This is a genomic window from Cellvibrio sp. OA-2007 (assembly GCF_000953825.1).
In the GTDB taxonomy this organism is placed as follows: Bacteria; Pseudomonadota; Gammaproteobacteria; order Pseudomonadales; family Cellvibrionaceae; genus Cellvibrio.
This window is the reverse complement of record NZ_BBUL01000094.1, coordinates 55,922-71,942: the sequence shown is the minus strand read 5'-3', so window position 1 is coordinate 71,942 and position 16,021 is coordinate 55,922. Positions and strand designations below refer to the sequence as shown.

At 46.0% G+C, this 16,021-nt stretch carries 9 protein-coding genes; 2 read left to right on the top strand and 7 right to left on the bottom strand.

Annotated features, from left to right (window positions below; genetic code table 11):
• Positions 1–138: 138 nt before the first annotated feature.
• Entirely contained in the window at positions 139–747 is a 609-nt protein-coding gene (locus AWU77_RS15025) for a GntR family transcriptional regulator (RefSeq protein WP_062064952.1), read from the top strand.
• 222 nt (positions 748–969) lie between these two features.
• Here the strand turns inward: AWU77_RS15025 and AWU77_RS15020 are convergent, their stop codons facing one another.
• The 5 genes from AWU77_RS15020 to AWU77_RS15000 all read right to left on the bottom strand — a co-directional run bounded on the left by AWU77_RS15020 (position 970) and on the right by AWU77_RS15000 (position 9,598).
• Positions 970–3,282 carry a beta-galactosidase gene (locus AWU77_RS15020; protein ID WP_062064950.1) on the bottom strand — a complete coding sequence of 771 codons (2,313 nt, stop codon included), beginning with the start codon at positions 3,280–3,282 and terminating at the stop codon, positions 970–972.
• Positions 3,283–3,349: 67 nt separating this feature from the next.
• Positions 3,350–4,396, bottom strand: coding sequence for an SMP-30/gluconolactonase/LRE family protein (locus AWU77_RS15015; protein ID WP_238582457.1), 1,047 nt, complete (start codon positions 4,394–4,396; stop codon positions 3,350–3,352).
• Complete coding sequence (locus tag AWU77_RS15010; protein ID WP_062064948.1) at positions 4,383–5,144, bottom strand: SapC family protein; 762 nt, start codon at positions 5,142–5,144, stop codon at positions 4,383–4,385. Before AWU77_RS15010 ends, AWU77_RS15015 begins: the two co-directional genes overlap by 14 nt.
• Positions 5,145–5,181: 37 nt before the next feature.
• Positions 5,182–6,735, bottom strand: a complete 1,554-nt coding sequence (locus tag AWU77_RS15005; RefSeq protein WP_062064946.1) for a tryptophan halogenase family protein — start codon at positions 6,733–6,735, stop codon at positions 5,182–5,184.
• Between the two features lie 115 nt (positions 6,736–6,850).
• Positions 6,851–9,598 (bottom strand): TonB-dependent receptor, encoded by a 2,748-nt coding sequence (locus AWU77_RS15000; protein WP_062064943.1) that lies wholly within the window; start codon positions 9,596–9,598, stop codon positions 6,851–6,853.
• 510 nt (positions 9,599–10,108) lie between these two features.
• On the opposite strand from AWU77_RS15000, the gene AWU77_RS14995 reads away from it, so the two are divergent.
• The gene (locus AWU77_RS14995; protein ID WP_062064941.1) at positions 10,109–14,593 is read left to right on the top strand and encodes an Ig-like domain-containing protein; all 4,485 of its coding nucleotides are present in this window, start codon (positions 10,109–10,111) and stop codon (positions 14,591–14,593) included.
• 144 nt (positions 14,594–14,737) lie between these two features.
• On the opposite strand, the gene AWU77_RS14990 is transcribed toward AWU77_RS14995, so the two are convergent.
• Positions 14,738–15,349 carry a GAD-like domain-containing protein gene (locus tag AWU77_RS14990; protein ID WP_084618471.1) on the bottom strand — a complete coding sequence of 204 codons (612 nt, stop codon included), beginning with the start codon at positions 15,347–15,349 and terminating at the stop codon, positions 14,738–14,740.
• A 243-nt stretch (positions 15,350–15,592) separates the two neighbouring features.
• Positions 15,593–16,021, bottom strand: a complete 429-nt coding sequence (locus AWU77_RS14985) for a tol-pal system YbgF family protein (protein WP_062064939.1) — start codon at positions 16,019–16,021, stop codon at positions 15,593–15,595.

The window sequence follows — 16,021 nt, the reverse complement described above, 5'->3', positions numbered from 1 at the left end:
AATGGGTAGATGTGCTTTTTGGAAACAAATGGTCATATCTACCCATTGTTATTTGTTCAGATTATTGTCTAATGTCTGCAAATAGCTTAGCCTTATATCACTATCCAATAAGGCTATTTGCGAAAGGTCACCCAAATCATGAAAGAAACAAAAAAAATCATTCCGGTTCGGGATCAAATTGCGGATCAAATCAGATCAGACATTATTGCTGGCGATATGCCGCCCAATGCTAAATTAAATGAAGTCGCGCTAGCGGAGCGCTTTGGTGTCTCACGCGGCCCGGTTCGCGATGTATTGCTGCAACTCACCAAAGAAGGTTTATTGGTCGCCAAAAATAATTGCGGTGTGTCGGTGAATAGCGTGCTCTCACCAGAACTGCAGGAGCTGATGATCGACATCCGCACCAAGATTGAGCTTCATGCAGTAAAAAGCTTGAAAGGCAAGTTGCAGGAGGCAGATTTTGCCGAAATTGATGCAATTCTGGATCGCCTCCAAGATGCATTTGATAACGAAGATTACACAGAAGTGACAAAGGCTGACATGGACTTTCATCGCTATCTGGTGATGAAAGCGGGCGGTGAGGAACTGGTTAACTTGTGGCAACCTATCATTTTGCGCATGCGGATGAACTACAAACGTATCACCAAGCCAGTGGATTGTGTTAATGAGCATAGAGCGATAAGTGATGCACTGCGCAAAGACAATATTCGCGAAGCCACTGCCGCGCTTAAAGCGAATATTCGCTAAGTTAAACTAGCTAATAAATTAAAAACTACCTGAGCTTAAATTGCCTCTTACCTGATAACAGGTGGCACTTTGAGCTCGGGTTTTTTTTGGTTTGTTTAAGTGTTTAGTTGAATATTGCCGATGACCGCTGGTCATAAAACGCCAGACTCACAACTTACTCAAGTTCGATTATTGAGTCAGTCGTGGGTCTGGCGTTTTTATTACCGTAAGGAGTTCCAGTAATTATTGAATGGGCGCGATTTTACTGCGACGTTTATAGAGTGATTTATTCACCCGCTTGGCTGCATCCACCATGGGTTGATAGGGAATGTCGGTATTACTTACCCAGCCTACATTGTAATTTTCACCATCGTAGGCGCGGCCGGTGACTGGGTCATCAATGTATTGGAACCAATGCGCGCCGACCATGTAAGGGTTGTCGATTACGCTATTCATGTAGTTTTCATACATTTTTGCGCGGTCGGTTTGGTTGGCGGCAATGACTAAACCAGGGTGATAGAAATCTGTATCCGATGTTGAGCCTATGTGGTACTCGCCGATGATGGTGGGGAAATCCAAGTCTTTCAAAAACGCCCAAGTATCCGGGTGCATGCCTTCGCGATAATTATTAAAGCTCAATACATCGCTGTATTTTTTTGCGGCGGCGACCACTTCAACCGGCATACCCCATTCGGCGGCGATTCTCACGCCCATATACATATGGTTGGGCAGGGCGTCTTTAATTTCGCTGCTGACAATACGGAAATAAGTTTCTGCATAGTCGGCGTAGAGCATAGAAAAATCTGCGCGAGAAGCATCATTCAACTTGTCCATAGTGATGCCAGTTGCAAAACTTGACCATGAATCAATCTTTGTTCCCCAGGCTTGGTTAAGCGCCGCTATATCACCGTATTTTTTAGTGAGTAATTGGGTGAACTGTTTTTTAGCAGGACTTTCATCGGCAGATCTGCTGAGTGCGTAATAGACAGCGCCGAAGTGAGCTCGGTCATTTTTCATCGAACCCCAGCCTTTTTCATTATCAACAAAAACACCAACACACCAGGGGGTATTTTTTACTTCGCGACCAATTTGTTTGATGGTCAAATGTGCGCGACGTTTAAATTCAGGATCATAAACATCGGGTAGTGGTGACCAATAATCTTGTCCGGAATAGATCACTTTAAAGTCGCCAATAATCCAACCGTTGGCAAAAAATGGCATGCGTTGATTGTCGTAAAACATCGGATCAATCCAATTGCCAAATGAGGTGAAGCCCCAATCCACCATGCGATCCAAAGTGACATCGCGCCAGGTTTTTATGTAGGAATTGGGTGAGCTTTGGCCGTAGCGGCGCTCCAGATTGGCCTTGTAAAAACTGTAGACTTCACCCTGTTCCAATACGCCTTGGTGCACTGTGCGTCGGTAACCATAGTGTTCGCCAAGTTCGTGATCGTAGGGGGGCAGCCATTCAAACATTTCACGGCGCAAGGGCGATGCAAGAAAGCGGGAATTCAACGATTTTTTGCCGACTGGAATAATATCGCGCGAGTCTTCCGGGGTTAATTCCTCAGGATCTATTTTGCGCACGCTGGCATCGTTGAAATCGTAACCGGTGATGGTTTCAAGGTTGGCCATGCGCACATTGGCGATAGCGCTGGAAAAAAACAAATAGCCTTCCGGGTCTACCATCCACCAGCGGCCATCCACTTTTGCAGTGCGGAAATAGCCTGTGCCTTCCAATTTAGGGCCTTTGCTCCAGCCACCAAAACGCGATCTGTCTTCCGGTTGTTTGGCGTTGGCCAGTGCAGCCAGTTCCGCATCGGCAGCGGCTTTTAGTTCTTTTTCAGAATGAATTTTAGTGGGGTAATTTTTTTTGGCGGCTTGGCCAAATTTATCGACTATCCCTACCAGATATTCCGGATCTTGGGCGGGATTAACACGCAGCTGAAGGTTGTCCACAATTAGGGTGTTGGTTTCAAACTGGGCGTAGGCTTTGAAAATAATTTTAGTGACTTGAGTGAAATCAAAATCGCGATCGCCTGAGCGCCAGGCTAACTTTTCTTCGCTGGTTTGCCATGCTGGTGGGGTTTCGCGCATACCGGTTTGTGCATTGGCAACACGCCCGGTTAAAGGGGCATAAAAACGAGCTGATTGACCTGCATCAATCACTGCGCTGCGCTCTTGTTTGCGGCCTTTTGCATCCATTAATGTCAGCCAAAATTGAAATGATTGACTGCCTGGATTGGTAACATCCAGTGCCAGATTTAAATCACCTGCGTAATCCCAATTCCAATAACCTTGCGCGGGAGTAGGTAGCTCAATTGTGGATTCCTCGCGCGGCTCGAATACCAGTTTTAATGCCTTGCCATATTTTTTCTCTTGCCCCTCTATTAAGCTTGCCTTGACGTTATTTTCCACAGCTTTATTCAGCGAAAAGCTATCAAAGTTTTCAATGCTACCTAGTGGCGAATTTTGATTGGCGACGCAGCCGAGTGACAACCCCGCCAGAGTGCCAGCAAGCATCTGCTTGATTAAACGTAGTTGATTTGTTTTCATATTTATCTCCTCTTTTTTTGTTGTCACGTCTTATATTTGCAAATTTGTTGAATATCGGAGAGCTGCACTATTTTAATGACAGGCTCATTAAGGTGTCGTGGGCGGTAATAAACAAAGTTTTTTCATCGCTGGAAAGTGTGCAATTGGCGGTGAGTTTTTCAGTGTGAATTTTGGCGAGTACTTCACCCGCCGGAGAAAAGACCCACACGCCACCGGGGCCTGTCGCAAATAAAACGCCGGATGAATGTGTCGCCATGCCGTCGGGAACGCCTTGGTGTTTGGCATTATTTTTGAATTCACTCGCATCATAAAAAACACGTTTGTTCCGTGTGTTTCCCTGCTCATCCAGATCGTAGGCTAACCAATGGGGATGCTCCGGATCGGATACGCCTATGTATAAAGTCTTCTGATCTGTTGAGAGGCCAATACCGTTGGGAAATTTCACTTGATCATCCAGTAGTGCCAGTTCTCCCGATGAGGTAACTTTATAAATTCCTTGAAATTCTAGAGTTTTACGTTGGTCGGTCATGCCGCCTGCCAAGCCGTAGGGAGGGTCGGTAAAGTATAAATTTCCGCTGCGGCTGAATACGGCATCGTTAGGGCTGTTGAGCCGTTTTCCTTGAAATTCACTGGCAATACTTTTGTACTTTGGGGCAGGGTGATTTAATGGAGTAGCCATAAGTGCGACGCGTCGGTCGCCTTGTTGCAATAGAATTAATTCATTTTTGTTGTTGAGCAGCAATCCGTTGGAACCACCATTGTCATCGCCAGGAAAGAGTGCAGTTGCACCAGCGGGCTCTAAATAAAGGCGAGTTCCTATGCCGGGTTGATATTGCATAATGCGATTGTTGGGAATATCTGAGAATAGCAATGCTTGCAATTCATCAACCCAAAACGGCCCTTCAGTCCAGCGAAATCCATCGGCACGAATAAGGATTTTTTTCGTTGGGTCGATCAGCTGCAGAGCACGGGGATTAATAATCTCAATGGATCCTATCGCTTGGTTGAGTTCTGGCGCTAAGTGACCTTCACTTTTATCCCATTTTTTTGTCGTGCAAGCAGCAATAGTGCAGGTCATCAAGAAAAGTATTGCAATTACATTAAGCTGTTTCATGTGTTGATCCTTGCAGGCGATTATTTTTAAAATCAATTAGACGTTGTAATTGCTGTAAGGATTGGATAATAAATTTTATGGGAGCCAAAAAATGTTGCTCTTGTAACCGGTTTATTTCCACTTCACTTAAACCATTCAATCTATCGGTGTTGATGGTATAGATACCTTCGTAACTAAAACTTGATCCGTCATTAAGCGCGATGTTAATGCGCGCCGATTCCAGCAACTGATGGTTTAATAGCTGTGCAATAAATACTTTTGTCATGGTTTCACTGGGTGTTAATTGACTCAGTAATTCATTGATGGAATTTAAATAAGCGGTGGGTGTTCCGTCGCTATTAAAAAGCGACTCTCCTTGTGTGTGGCTAATACGTTTGCTCTGAGTGTTGATGCTAATAAAACCACTGTCGTGTTCTGTGTTGGGTGCTTGGGTATTCTCAGTAGCATGGCAACGCCCAACAATAAATGGCTGACGTTGGATATGGAGCGGAATGTAATTGGCGTTCCATTGGTGTTGATCTAAATAAAGATTCTCTTCAGGCGCGAAGCCTAACAGGGCATATAGATTAAACTGACCTGTGTCTGGGTCTTTCATAAAACACAGTGGGTATTCCTGGGCCAAGTTTTTTAGCTCATGGATCAATACCGGAATGTTATTAATATTTTCACCGTATTCTGCGCCATGCTCTGTAATCACTTTCAATTGCGCGTGTGTTTGGTGACTCAGTATTTCAATAGAGGTGCTCATATCTTCTCGCTATCCTAATTGGATTATAGAGTCCAAATTAAACGGGCTGTAATCCATATTCTTTTATTTTGTTAATAAGCGCTCTGTTGCTGGGAAGTTGGCTTTTGAGTTGTTGCGCCAACGTTGCATTTTTGTTGAATAACACTTGCGCTAATTGTTGATTGTGTTGCGACATACCTAGAGTGCTGGCTTCTGTTGTGTAGCCCATTCCGTACAGTAAATATTGATAGCTGGCAGCGGGGAATACCTCAGCCGCGCGATCAAAATCCATATGCCAGGGCGGTTGGTAGCGCCACAAAATCATTAACTCTTGCAAGCTTTCTGGGATGCTACTTAAGCATCGATTGTCTCGCCAAAAATCACTGTCGTCACGTTTGCTGAGGGTGTAATGCAATTTCAAAAAATCAATGATGCGTTGCCAGCGATATAAAAAAGTTTCATTAAATCGTTTTGCAATGATGTCCATCGCAGTGCGTGTTGTTGGTAGTTGGTCGGCAATCATCGCGGCGGATATCTCGATTAGTACCAATGCCGATGCTTCCAACGGTTCAAGAAACCCTGCGGATAAGCCCACAGCGACACAGTTTTTCTCCCAAAATTTTGCTCTGTATCCAGGTGTTATGGGGATTTTTCGCACCGAAAGGTGCTCGCTATTGGAGGATTGTTGCCTGATGTATTGATGCAACTTTTCTTCGGCCTGCTCTGTGCTGGTGTGTGCACTGGAAAATACATGGCCTATACCGCGCCTAGTTGGCAGGCCTATATCCCAAATCCAACCGGAATCCTGTGCGGTAGAAATGGTATGTGAGGCGATTGGGCTTTGGTCGTTTTCATAGGGCAGGTGGACTGCCAAGGCTGTGTCGATAAAAAGAACATCTTTGCAGGATATAAACGGCACTTCGTAGTGTTTGCCCAGCAATAGTGAATTAAATCCACTGCAGTCAATAAATAAATCGCCTGCAATATCGCCTTGTGTGTCTGTAGTAATTGAGCTTATGTCGCCATTGTTGGCGGTATTTACATGAATAACATCAGCCAATAAATGGGTGACACCCAGATTGGTTGTACAGTGTTTTCTCAAAAATTCGGCAAATGCACCTGCATCCAGATGGTAGGCGTAGTTTGCAACGGCGGCATATTCCGGTGTGGTAATTAATTTCGGTGCCAAGCCTGCTTCACAAAGGGTTTCCTGCACGCAGACCGCGTTGGAGAAAGATTGATTCTGTGGATTAGCTAACCAGTGGGGCGCAAGATTAATTTCGGAAAAGCCTTGCGGCAATACTAAAGGGTGATAATAAAAATCGTCTTCTTGTCCGGTACACCAATGTACAAATTTCGCACCCTGTTTAAAGGAGACATTACATTCTCGAATGAAATCTGTCTCACGTACACCCATTTTTTTTAAGGTGTTTCGCATAGTGGGCCAGGTTCCTTCACCGACGCCAATGATGGGTGTTTTGGGTGATTCTACGAGGCTAATTTGTATGCCTTCGCTATGCTGGCTGCGTATTTTGGCTGCAAGTGTGCCAGCGGTAATCCAACCGGCTGCACCACCACCCACAATGACAATGGATTTTATGGCTGTTGTCATATTTGCACCGCTATTTTTATTATCCGCTTGATCTGTTCTGTTGTTAAAAAAAAGGTCGCCGATACTAGGCGACCTCTTTTATGCTCAATCATAATTGGGTGTTAAACACTGACAATTAGAATTTCGCACGCACACCTACGTTGTAACGAGAACCGTATTGCTCGTAATCTTTGATTTGATTAGTCCAGCGGCCGTAACGATGGGTTGCTTCATCGGTTACATTCAAACCTTCAATAAACACGGATAGATTCTCATTGATTTCATAACTTGCGTTGATATCAATTTGATCATAGGCCGCAGTAAAGGTAGGTTCAGTACCAGAAGCCAAGAGGAACTTGTCGCGCCAGTTGTAGGCAATACGAATTTGGAAACCATTTTTCTCGTAGAAACCGACAAAGTTAGCGGAATCGCTTAAGCCTTGCAGCGCCAAGTCATTTTCCAAACTGTAGACATCGTAACTGTCATCGCTATCTACCATGGTGTAGTTAACAATGGTGCCGAAGCCTGATTCGCCAAACATGTGCTGCACATTAAATTCCCAACCATCAACCAAAGAGTCATTCAGGTTTTTTGGTGTGGAAACTTCCCAGACAATTGCTTGATCGCCAGGTTGCGATGTACAGGCTGGAGTTGGGTTGGCCACTGAGCCGCCCGGGCAACCGGGGCGCGGATTGGCACTGGGGTTAGTCAGCGGGCCATTGGGGCTGCTGATGATGCGATTTTCTTGGCCTACAGCAATAAAGTTATCCACTTTCTTGCGGAAGTAACCGCCAGATACATAACTGCCTTCACCGTAGTACCACTCAAGTGATAAATCGAGATTTTCAGATTCGAATGGTAATAAACCTGGGTTACCTTGATTGGCTTTGAATGGGCCGGTTGATAAGTGAGTAACCAAGTCAGTGCCTGGATACATTGCATCGATATTGCTGCGCGCAATAGTTTTGCTGTACGAGAAGCGTGTTACCAGATCATCTGTTACATTTAGACTTAAATCGAAGTTAGGTAAAAAATTGTCGTAATTACCTTTGAGTGTGTCCGACTGTTCGGTATCAGCGTATATCTTCGACATCTCCAGTGGCGATACCCAGTTAAAACCTACCACTGGTTTAGTGATGGTGTAGGAGCTAACATCGGTTTCTTCGTAGCGCAGGCCAACATTGGCTTTAACCGGCATTTGGTTAAATTCCGCATCAAAATCAAATGATAGATAAAGTGCGCTGGTATCTTCCTCTAAGCCGTTAGTGCCGTAGTTCATTGGGTTGTTCAGATTTTGTGCATACACCAAATCAATAAACTCATTGGCACTAAATACAGGTACATATTCAAAGCCGATGTCGCCTTTATCAAAACTGAGATTTAGATTGCTCAGGTCCATACCGCTTAATGCAAAGTTCGCGCTGTAAATATCTTTTACATCTACGGTGTTTTGTGTTTGCGCTAGACCAAAATTAATTGCAGAGAGTGCACCTGCATCTGCATTTTTCCAAACGCCGTGCAATTGAACTTGCTGAATATTATTTTCCAGTTCATGACCGCGCTCTTGATACAGGTCGCCGACAATATTGGCTTTGTTATATGCGCCGCCAGCTAAGCCTGAGTCGTCATAGGAAACGCTGGGCAATTTGCCAGAGAAATCCGCTGCTATATCCACTGCGCCAAAAGGGTTTTTGGTATTGGCGATGCGCTCAGCAGGTTGTGCGCCCGGGTTTGCATGAGATGTGGAGTCATGTGCGTCCAGAGTGAAAGATAATTGATCGTTAACGTCCCACTCTACATTTACACCGAAGGAATCATTTTCAGTGTTAAAACCATACTCCCAAGCCCAAAAGTTCAACTCATCGTTGTTGCGCGCCGGGTTAATGATGGTGCCATTGGCATCGGCTTTACCGGTTTGTACATTATCAAACCAAAAGCTCATACGGTTCATCGCGCCGTCTTCTTCAAGGCGCGACATGGTGTAATCAACGGTCGTGGTCAGGTTGTCGATTGGGGCAAATTGCAATACGAGTTGGCCATTTTGACGGGTGCGTTCGTAATTGGCATTTTCCAAATCGACAGTGGGAATGCGCCATGTCGCTTTAGTGGGGTTGCGATCAGTATCAATAGCGCTGGTGTCAGGATTTTGTTGGCCGGGGTAGCCGCGGCTCCAACCATTTTGGGTGCCGATGCGATCGACATGGAAGTTACGTTCGGCGTAGGAATAAGACGCGAGTACACCAAACTTTCCATCGGCAAAGGTATTGCTAATCATGCCGGAAATTTCCGGTGTTACTTCATCACCAGTTTCAACAGTGGGCTCGATTACACCTTTCACGCTCGCGTGAGCAACCAATTCATTAAAATCAAATGGCTTGGCAGTTTTCAAATTAATGGTTGCGCCCAATCCACCTGAGGCTACGTTTGCTTTGCCGGTTTTATACACCTCTACGCCGGAAACACTTTCTGCTGCAATTTCACGGAAATTAAAACTGCGCGAAATTGGTGTGCTGTCCAAAGCGGATGAGTTAGGCATTTGACGGCCATTTAAAGTCACCAAGTTAAAACTGGGGCCGAAGCCCCGAACGGTCACTTGGTTACCCTCATTGTTGCTCCGGTCGATGGATACACCGGTAATGCGTTGTAAAGATTCAGCGAGGTTAGTGTCGGGAAATTTACCTATGTCTTCGGCACTGATGGCATCTACTACGCCGCTGGCTTGGCGCTTGGTTTCCATTGCGCCGGTGAGCGAGCTTCTAATCCCGGTTACTACAACTTCTTCGACAGCGCCGGAATTTTGCGCATAAATATTGATGCTGGATGCTGCGATCACTGCAGCTGAAAGTACTTTAAGTTTGAAGCGGTCTTGAATAATCATCGCCATACAACACTCTCCTAATGGTCTTTCATTTTTTCTTTATTGACCTGTTTTGTTTATGCTCGAATCAAAATGGGCCTTATGGTTGATGTGAAAGTAAGGGCGGCTTGCTAAAGCTTGAAAAGCCTGATTGCCGCTTCTTGCCTTGCGCAGGCATCATCTGCCTACTTCTTTTTAATGTCAAACATTAAATGTTAACAAAATGTCGGGTTGTGGAGCGGTGTGATAGCGCATGGCTAGGGCGGCGATGTGGGTGGAGTATCCGTTCGCGTGTAGAGGGTGGGTAGAGTGTAATGAAAGATAAAGATTAACTGTAAAATGTTAACAAAGTTGTGTTAATGCAAAAAATATCGGAGTAATATTCTATTTCTGCTACTGGCACAGCTTCACCAGCAGGGGCTTGGGGTTCGCGTTAATCAGAATCGTCTTGGCCAACTATTCATAACAATAATATGTTCTTCAGTTTTTTTGTTTTTTCCCAATAACGATAATTATCATTTCATCAAAGAGGCAATTATGTTTAAACAACATAAACTCCGCCTTGCTGTTGCCGCCATTACTACTGGGGTTTTAAGTAGCATGGCGACTTTAGCATTGGCGCAAAACGTTAAGGTTGATATCAACGCGAATATTAAACACTCGGTCAATGGCGTCTCTGATTTTGGACGCGAGCGACGCATTACAATTCATGCCAGCCCAATGGAAAATGATTTCCTGGGAGAAAAAGACAAGCTCGATTACCTCATGAGTCTGGGTGTGACCTTTGGTCGCGATAACGGTTTGTCTATGTACTATTTTGGCCAAACCGGTGGTGATAAGGCGCGCTCTACCGATACACCCAGCCCATTTCCGTTTGGTTATGCGAACAAACCTAATCTGGCACAGTTGACTAGCCTTTCTGCGCAATACAAAGAAAATTTGGATACCAAATACGCCGATGCACAGGAATATTTTGGGCGCACCTCTTCGTTGATTATGGGCTCGCAACCCAGACCTGCTTACCCTAACTGGAGCTCCTATTCATGGTTTGGTGGTGGCTTGACCAGTGAAACTCCGTGGCGACCACGCACCGCACAAGATGCAGCAGAATGGTATGCGGAATTTTTAAATAAATTTTTTGTGCAATACGAGAATGATCCTACGGCTATTCCTATGCCCAAATATTGGGAGGTAGTCAACGAACCCGATATGTTGATGAATGTGCCCAGTCACGAGGGGCATCTCTCTACTTGGGAAGACTTGTTTGAGTTCCACAACGTGGTCGCCGATACCGTACGCGCCAAGCTGGGCAATAAGGCGCCCAAAATCGGCGGTATGACCTGGGGTCTGCACGATTTGGAAAAAGGCGATGCAACCGCAACAGGTTCGCCGCGCAATCGTGGTGATGCGCTATTGAATATGTTTTATGGCACAGATGCGGGCAGTGAAGCGATTAAGAATGCTATCCGTATCAACAGCTTCAATAAATCGCCCACTATGTCACTCAATGGCCCAAGCCCGAGTTCTGATTGGTACCAGTGGGATTACATCTGGAAAGGCTTTATGGATGCCGCCGGTAAAAACATGGATTTTTACTCCATCCACTTGTATGACTGGTCCGCTTGGGATGGCGCCTCCAGCAAAAATGGTGCATTGCGCACCGGCTTTCAAACGGAAGGCGTAATGGATTTGATGGAATGGTACGACATGAAAATGCTTGGTGAGCATAAAGAAGTTGTTGTGTCGGAATACGGCAATATTACCGGCACCGATATCACCAAGCTGGATCGTCAGCGTATGCGTTGGGAAGTGCTCAAGCCTTTCTCGCAGATGATGATGCAATTTATGGAGCGCCCTGATTACATTACTTTGTCCATGCCGTTCATCGTGGTTAAGGGTGAGTGGGGCGATGAGGATAAAACCCATCCTTACGGCCAAAGTCTGTTGGATCGCGATTACTCAACCTGTACCGAAACACCTACGGCTTATACCAACTGTACCTGGAACTTTAACCCTTCCATTAAATGGTATGAATTGTGGCGTGACGTTGACGGCACCCGTGTAGATACCTATGCCAGTGACCGCGACATTCAAGTGGATGCCTATGTGAAGGGCAAACACATATATGTCATTTTGAATAGTTTGGAAGCTCAGGCGACCACTGTTGATATGAATTTTGCGGGCATTACCGGTAATGCGATCAAGAGCATCAAAATGCGCCACTTGTATTTAGACGAGGCCATTGATGATGATAGCAATCCAGCCAACGGTGTAGGTAAGCCAATTCTGGCTGATGCCACTCTGACCAGTCTGCCTAAAAACATCACTATTGGCGCAGATGCAACGGTGATTTTGGATATTGAATACACCAATAATCCAACCCCAACACTTAACAGCAAAGAGAAAAAATACCCAGCTGAACCACTGACTGCCAATGCCCCCTACCGCGTTGCGGCTGCCAGTGTGAATACCCAGGTGAACGGTGTGCCTAAACCGGCTAAAGGTGAAGCGCAACTGCGTGTGACTGGTGCTTTCTTTATGAATAACGGCATAGCGACAGGTTCTTCCGACAGTCGCGTATCGCTTAAAATTAACGGTAATACAGTGCCGGTGAAAACCGATTGGCGCGGCGATGAGTCAAGAAGAAGCGGGCGCTCCATGGCAACCTTGGAGATTCCGTTTGATGTGAGTTATTTAAGCGCAAGCGGCAATAACAACATTCAGTTAACGACAATTGCCCAGGGTGAAGTCGCGGCGGTGAGCCTGCAGGTGTGGGATATGGATACTCAGGTTACCCGTAGTATTCCTGCAGCTTGTAGCCCATGCACGCCCGTTACTGGCTTGAGCCTGAGCCAAACCAGCGTCAGCAATCTGTTGGTGACTCAATCGGTAGCGCTTCAACCAAGTGTTAGCCCGGCTAATGCCTCCAACCAAAACGTCATTTGGGTTTCATCTAACCCCAGTGTGGCCAGTGTTGATCAAAATGGTTTGGTGACCGGTAACAAGCCAGGTTCTGCCACTATCACCGCAAAAACAGTGGACGGTGCATTAACTGCTACGGCTTCGGTATCTGTCAGCCAGTTGGTGCCTGCTGCAGTTTCTGTGGTGGGTTTGCCTAACCCTCTTTATATAGGCGCGAGCAAACAGCTAAGCGCGGCAGTTACGCCAATTCATGCGCCTAACCGTAAAGTGACTTGGAGCAGTTCTAATACCACCATTGCAACTGTGGATGCCCAAGGGGTGGTCACTGGCCTTAAGGCAGGCAATGTCACCATTACCGCAAAAACGGTCGCTAACAACATAGTGGGCACGGCAAACATTCAGGTGAAAGCCAAGTTATTGACCGGGATGGCCATATCGCCCGCGAGCACCTTGATCCCACAAAATGACAGCCTACAAATCCAGACCAGTTTCACTCCGGCTGATGCCAGTGATAAGTCGGTCACTTGGACCTCCAGTAATACCGCAGTCGCGACTGTGAGCAGTACTGGATTGGTAAAAGGTGTTGGGTTGGGTGTGGCCGAGATTACCGGGCGCAGTAACGACGGTGGCTTTAGCGGTAAAACCCAAGTGGAAGTTGTTGCCTCCAATACCACACTGACCTACATCGAAGCCGAAGCTTTTAATCGCACCGGTGGAGCCTATGGCGGTTTTGTGAAAAGCACTACTGGTGCTGGCAATATCAACGATAACCAAACCGGCGACTGGGTGGAGTTTGATATTAACTTTGCGCAGGCGGGTATTTATCAATTGGTATTGGCAACCGGTACACCTCTGGATGGTGCGGGTGTGGAGTTCCTGGTGGATGGTATTTCCAATGGCCGTTCCTCCTTGCCCAACAATGGCAATTGGGATCAGCACGTGACTACGGTAGTGACCAATGGTCTGCAGATTAACTCTGCAGGTACTCATACGCTGCGCTTGATCAGTGTGGGAGCTGGCGGTGCGTATCAGTGGAATCTGGATAAGATTGGCTATCGTATTTTGAAAGCAACGACTGGTGGTGCATCGTCAATTGCTGCATCGACACCAGCATCTTCTTCACGTTCATCAACGCCGCTGTCATCGTCATTGCCGTCTTCGGCTCCATTGAGTTTATCATCGCGCTCATCCACACCTGTATCTTCAAGCTCGTCGGTTGCATCCAGTGTGGCAACGGGTGGCTTGAAGTTGGTGTTGGAGGCTGAAGCATATACCGCGACGGGCGGTGTCTATCAAGGCTTCCAAAAATACACAACGGCAGCTGGAGTAGGGGCTATTAACTACAATCAACGTGGCGATTGGGCCGATTACACCGTGAATGTCACCAGTGCGGGCACCTATAGCATTGATGCCTTCCTGGGTACCACACAAGACGGTGGTGCTATAGAGGTGTTGATTGACGGTGTGTCAGTCGCGAAAAAAACCGTTGCCAATAACAACAATTGGGATGTGTTTGCCAAGTTAGTGGTAGCGAGTGGCGTGCAATTAAGTGCCGGTACGCACAGTGTGCGCATTATCTCGGCGGGCACTACCGCATCGACTTGGGAATGGAATGCAGATCGCATTGAGTTCACTCAAGTGGCAGTCGCTACTCCTTCCTTTTCATCGCGTGCTTCAAGTTCGGCGCCAGCGGCAGTACCGGTAGTGATGCAGGCTGAGTCGTACATCGCAACTGGCGGAACCTATCAGGGCTTCCAAAAGTACACCACTGCGGCGGGAGTAGGTGCTATTAACTACAACCAAACCGGTGACTGGGCGGACTACAGCATCAATGTGACTGCAACTGCTAACTATCGTATCAATGCTTATCTCGGCACCACCCAAACTGGTGGTGCTATTGAGGTGTTGGTGGATGGTGTGTCAGTGGCGAAAAAGACTGTGCCCAACAATAACAATTGGGATGTGTTTACACTGCTGGAAGTTGGCAGTAGCGTGCGTCTGACCCAAGGCACGCATAACGTGCGGATTATTTCTGCTGGCACGACGGCATCAACATGGGAATGGAATGCTGATCGCATCGAGTTTATTCCGGTAAATTAATCGTTTAAAAATCCCCTTGCTCGTTTGGCCCACACTTTAACCGGTGTGGGCCTTTTTTTCTTCGTCTATATAAGTATGGGGTGCACAATGTGAGATTTGGTGAAAGCTATTGCTGCCTTGCCCCTCTTATTTGAAATCAGTTTTCTATGCGTCTTGTGCAAGTTGCAAAAGAAAATTCAGTTGGCATTCGGCATCACAGCGATCGGTGTATTCGGCTGATCTTCTACCGCCTAGTTTTAGCGCGGGAACAAATGTAAATATTTGGTTTTCTTCCAGTTCGCCGTGTTTTTCAGTGGCGGCGTTTAGCATGTCTCTATTCAAGAAATTTTCGATCACTTCACTATCGCAGAGCCATTCATTAAAAAAGTCATTCAGTGACCACACTGTGCAGCCTGATTCAGGTATGTGCGGATCAAGAAATGAAACATCCTCATGGGTTTCATCATCATCTTCACTATCTTCGTCATTTAAATTCCGATAGTAAAAAATATCACCAAATGCAGAGAGTGCTATTGGGAGTCGGGTCATATCTTCATCGCGCAATAACCATGCCCAGAGAATTTCTTTGTAGTCGTCAGGGTTAATCAATTGAATCAGCCCGTCGCCGTAAAAACCAAATCCTGTTGTCTGCCAAAGCTCTAATAAGCTGCTGGGTAAAAAACCTTTGTAGGATGCGATAGTCTCGGCGCTGGCTCGTGTATTTTTAGGGGAGGGTAAGTGTGTGGCGATAAAATTTTGTAGTGTAATGGATGTCATACATCAGTCCTTGTTGAGTGTGGTGTTCTGGGTTTATAACCTGTTAGGTGGCGTGTTGAAGTTATGCTACTTTTCTAACAATCAAAACGAGTGGTTCATTTTTAATTAAATCACTCGTTTGCGTAATTTCCGTTTTATTAAATAATACTTTTTTAGTTCCAGATAAAAGTGCTATTGATAACGTTAAATATAATGATCTGCGGTGGTTCCATTTTATGGGCTAAGTCGTTCTGGTGTGGATGTTTATGTAAGATTTTTCTCTGAAAGCTTTTGTAGATACACTGCGCCATCGTCTTCTGCCTGGAAGATATCCTCGCCGTCGAGCATGTAAGCTTGTAGCAAATGATTAATACCATTTTCCTCGTTGCCAATGTGAATTTCACATTGTCCCAGGCGATAGTGTACAAATGGGTTTTCTCTTCCGTCTGGTCCATTGAGTGCATCGAAAAATTTCTCGCGGGCAGCGGCAAAATCTTTTAACTGGTAAAGCGCATCGCCAATGGAGGCTGACAGCCATGTATATGCTTCCCAGTCAGATTTTGGATCGGGAAGTAACATCAAGGCTTGGTTCCATTTTTCAATTGCAGCGGTGAAATTCTCATCATCGCATAGCTGGTTTCCAGCTTCTGAAAGTTCTTCAATTTCAGTATATATATCGTCAGGCAGTTCCAT

What these genes read in the sequence shown, in the direction of transcription:
- AWU77_RS14985 (WP_062064939.1), bottom strand. Translation starts at nt 16,021, where the DNA reads ATGGAACTGCCTGACGATATATATACTGAAATTGAAGAACTTTCAGAA.
- AWU77_RS14995 (WP_062064941.1), top strand. Translation starts at nt 10,109, where the DNA reads ATGTTTAAACAACATAAACTCCGCCTTGCTGTTGCCGCCATTACTACT.
- AWU77_RS15020 (WP_062064950.1), bottom strand. Translation starts at nt 3,282, where the DNA reads ATGAAAACAAATCAACTACGTTTAATCAAGCAGATGCTTGCTGGCACT.
- AWU77_RS15005 (WP_062064946.1), bottom strand. Translation starts at nt 6,735, where the DNA reads ATGACAACAGCCATAAAATCCATTGTCATTGTGGGTGGTGGTGCAGCC.
- AWU77_RS15000 (WP_062064943.1), bottom strand. Translation starts at nt 9,598, where the DNA reads ATGGCGATGATTATTCAAGACCGCTTCAAACTTAAAGTACTTTCAGCT.
- AWU77_RS15010 (WP_062064948.1), bottom strand. Translation starts at nt 5,144, where the DNA reads ATGAGCACCTCTATTGAAATACTGAGTCACCAAACACACGCGCAATTG.
- AWU77_RS15025 (WP_062064952.1), top strand. Translation starts at nt 139, where the DNA reads ATGAAAGAAACAAAAAAAATCATTCCGGTTCGGGATCAAATTGCGGAT.
- AWU77_RS15015 (WP_238582457.1), bottom strand. Translation starts at nt 4,396, where the DNA reads ATGAAACAGCTTAATGTAATTGCAATACTTTTCTTGATGACCTGCACT.
- AWU77_RS14990 (WP_084618471.1), bottom strand. Translation starts at nt 15,349, where the DNA reads ATGACATCCATTACACTACAAAATTTTATCGCCACACACTTACCCTCC.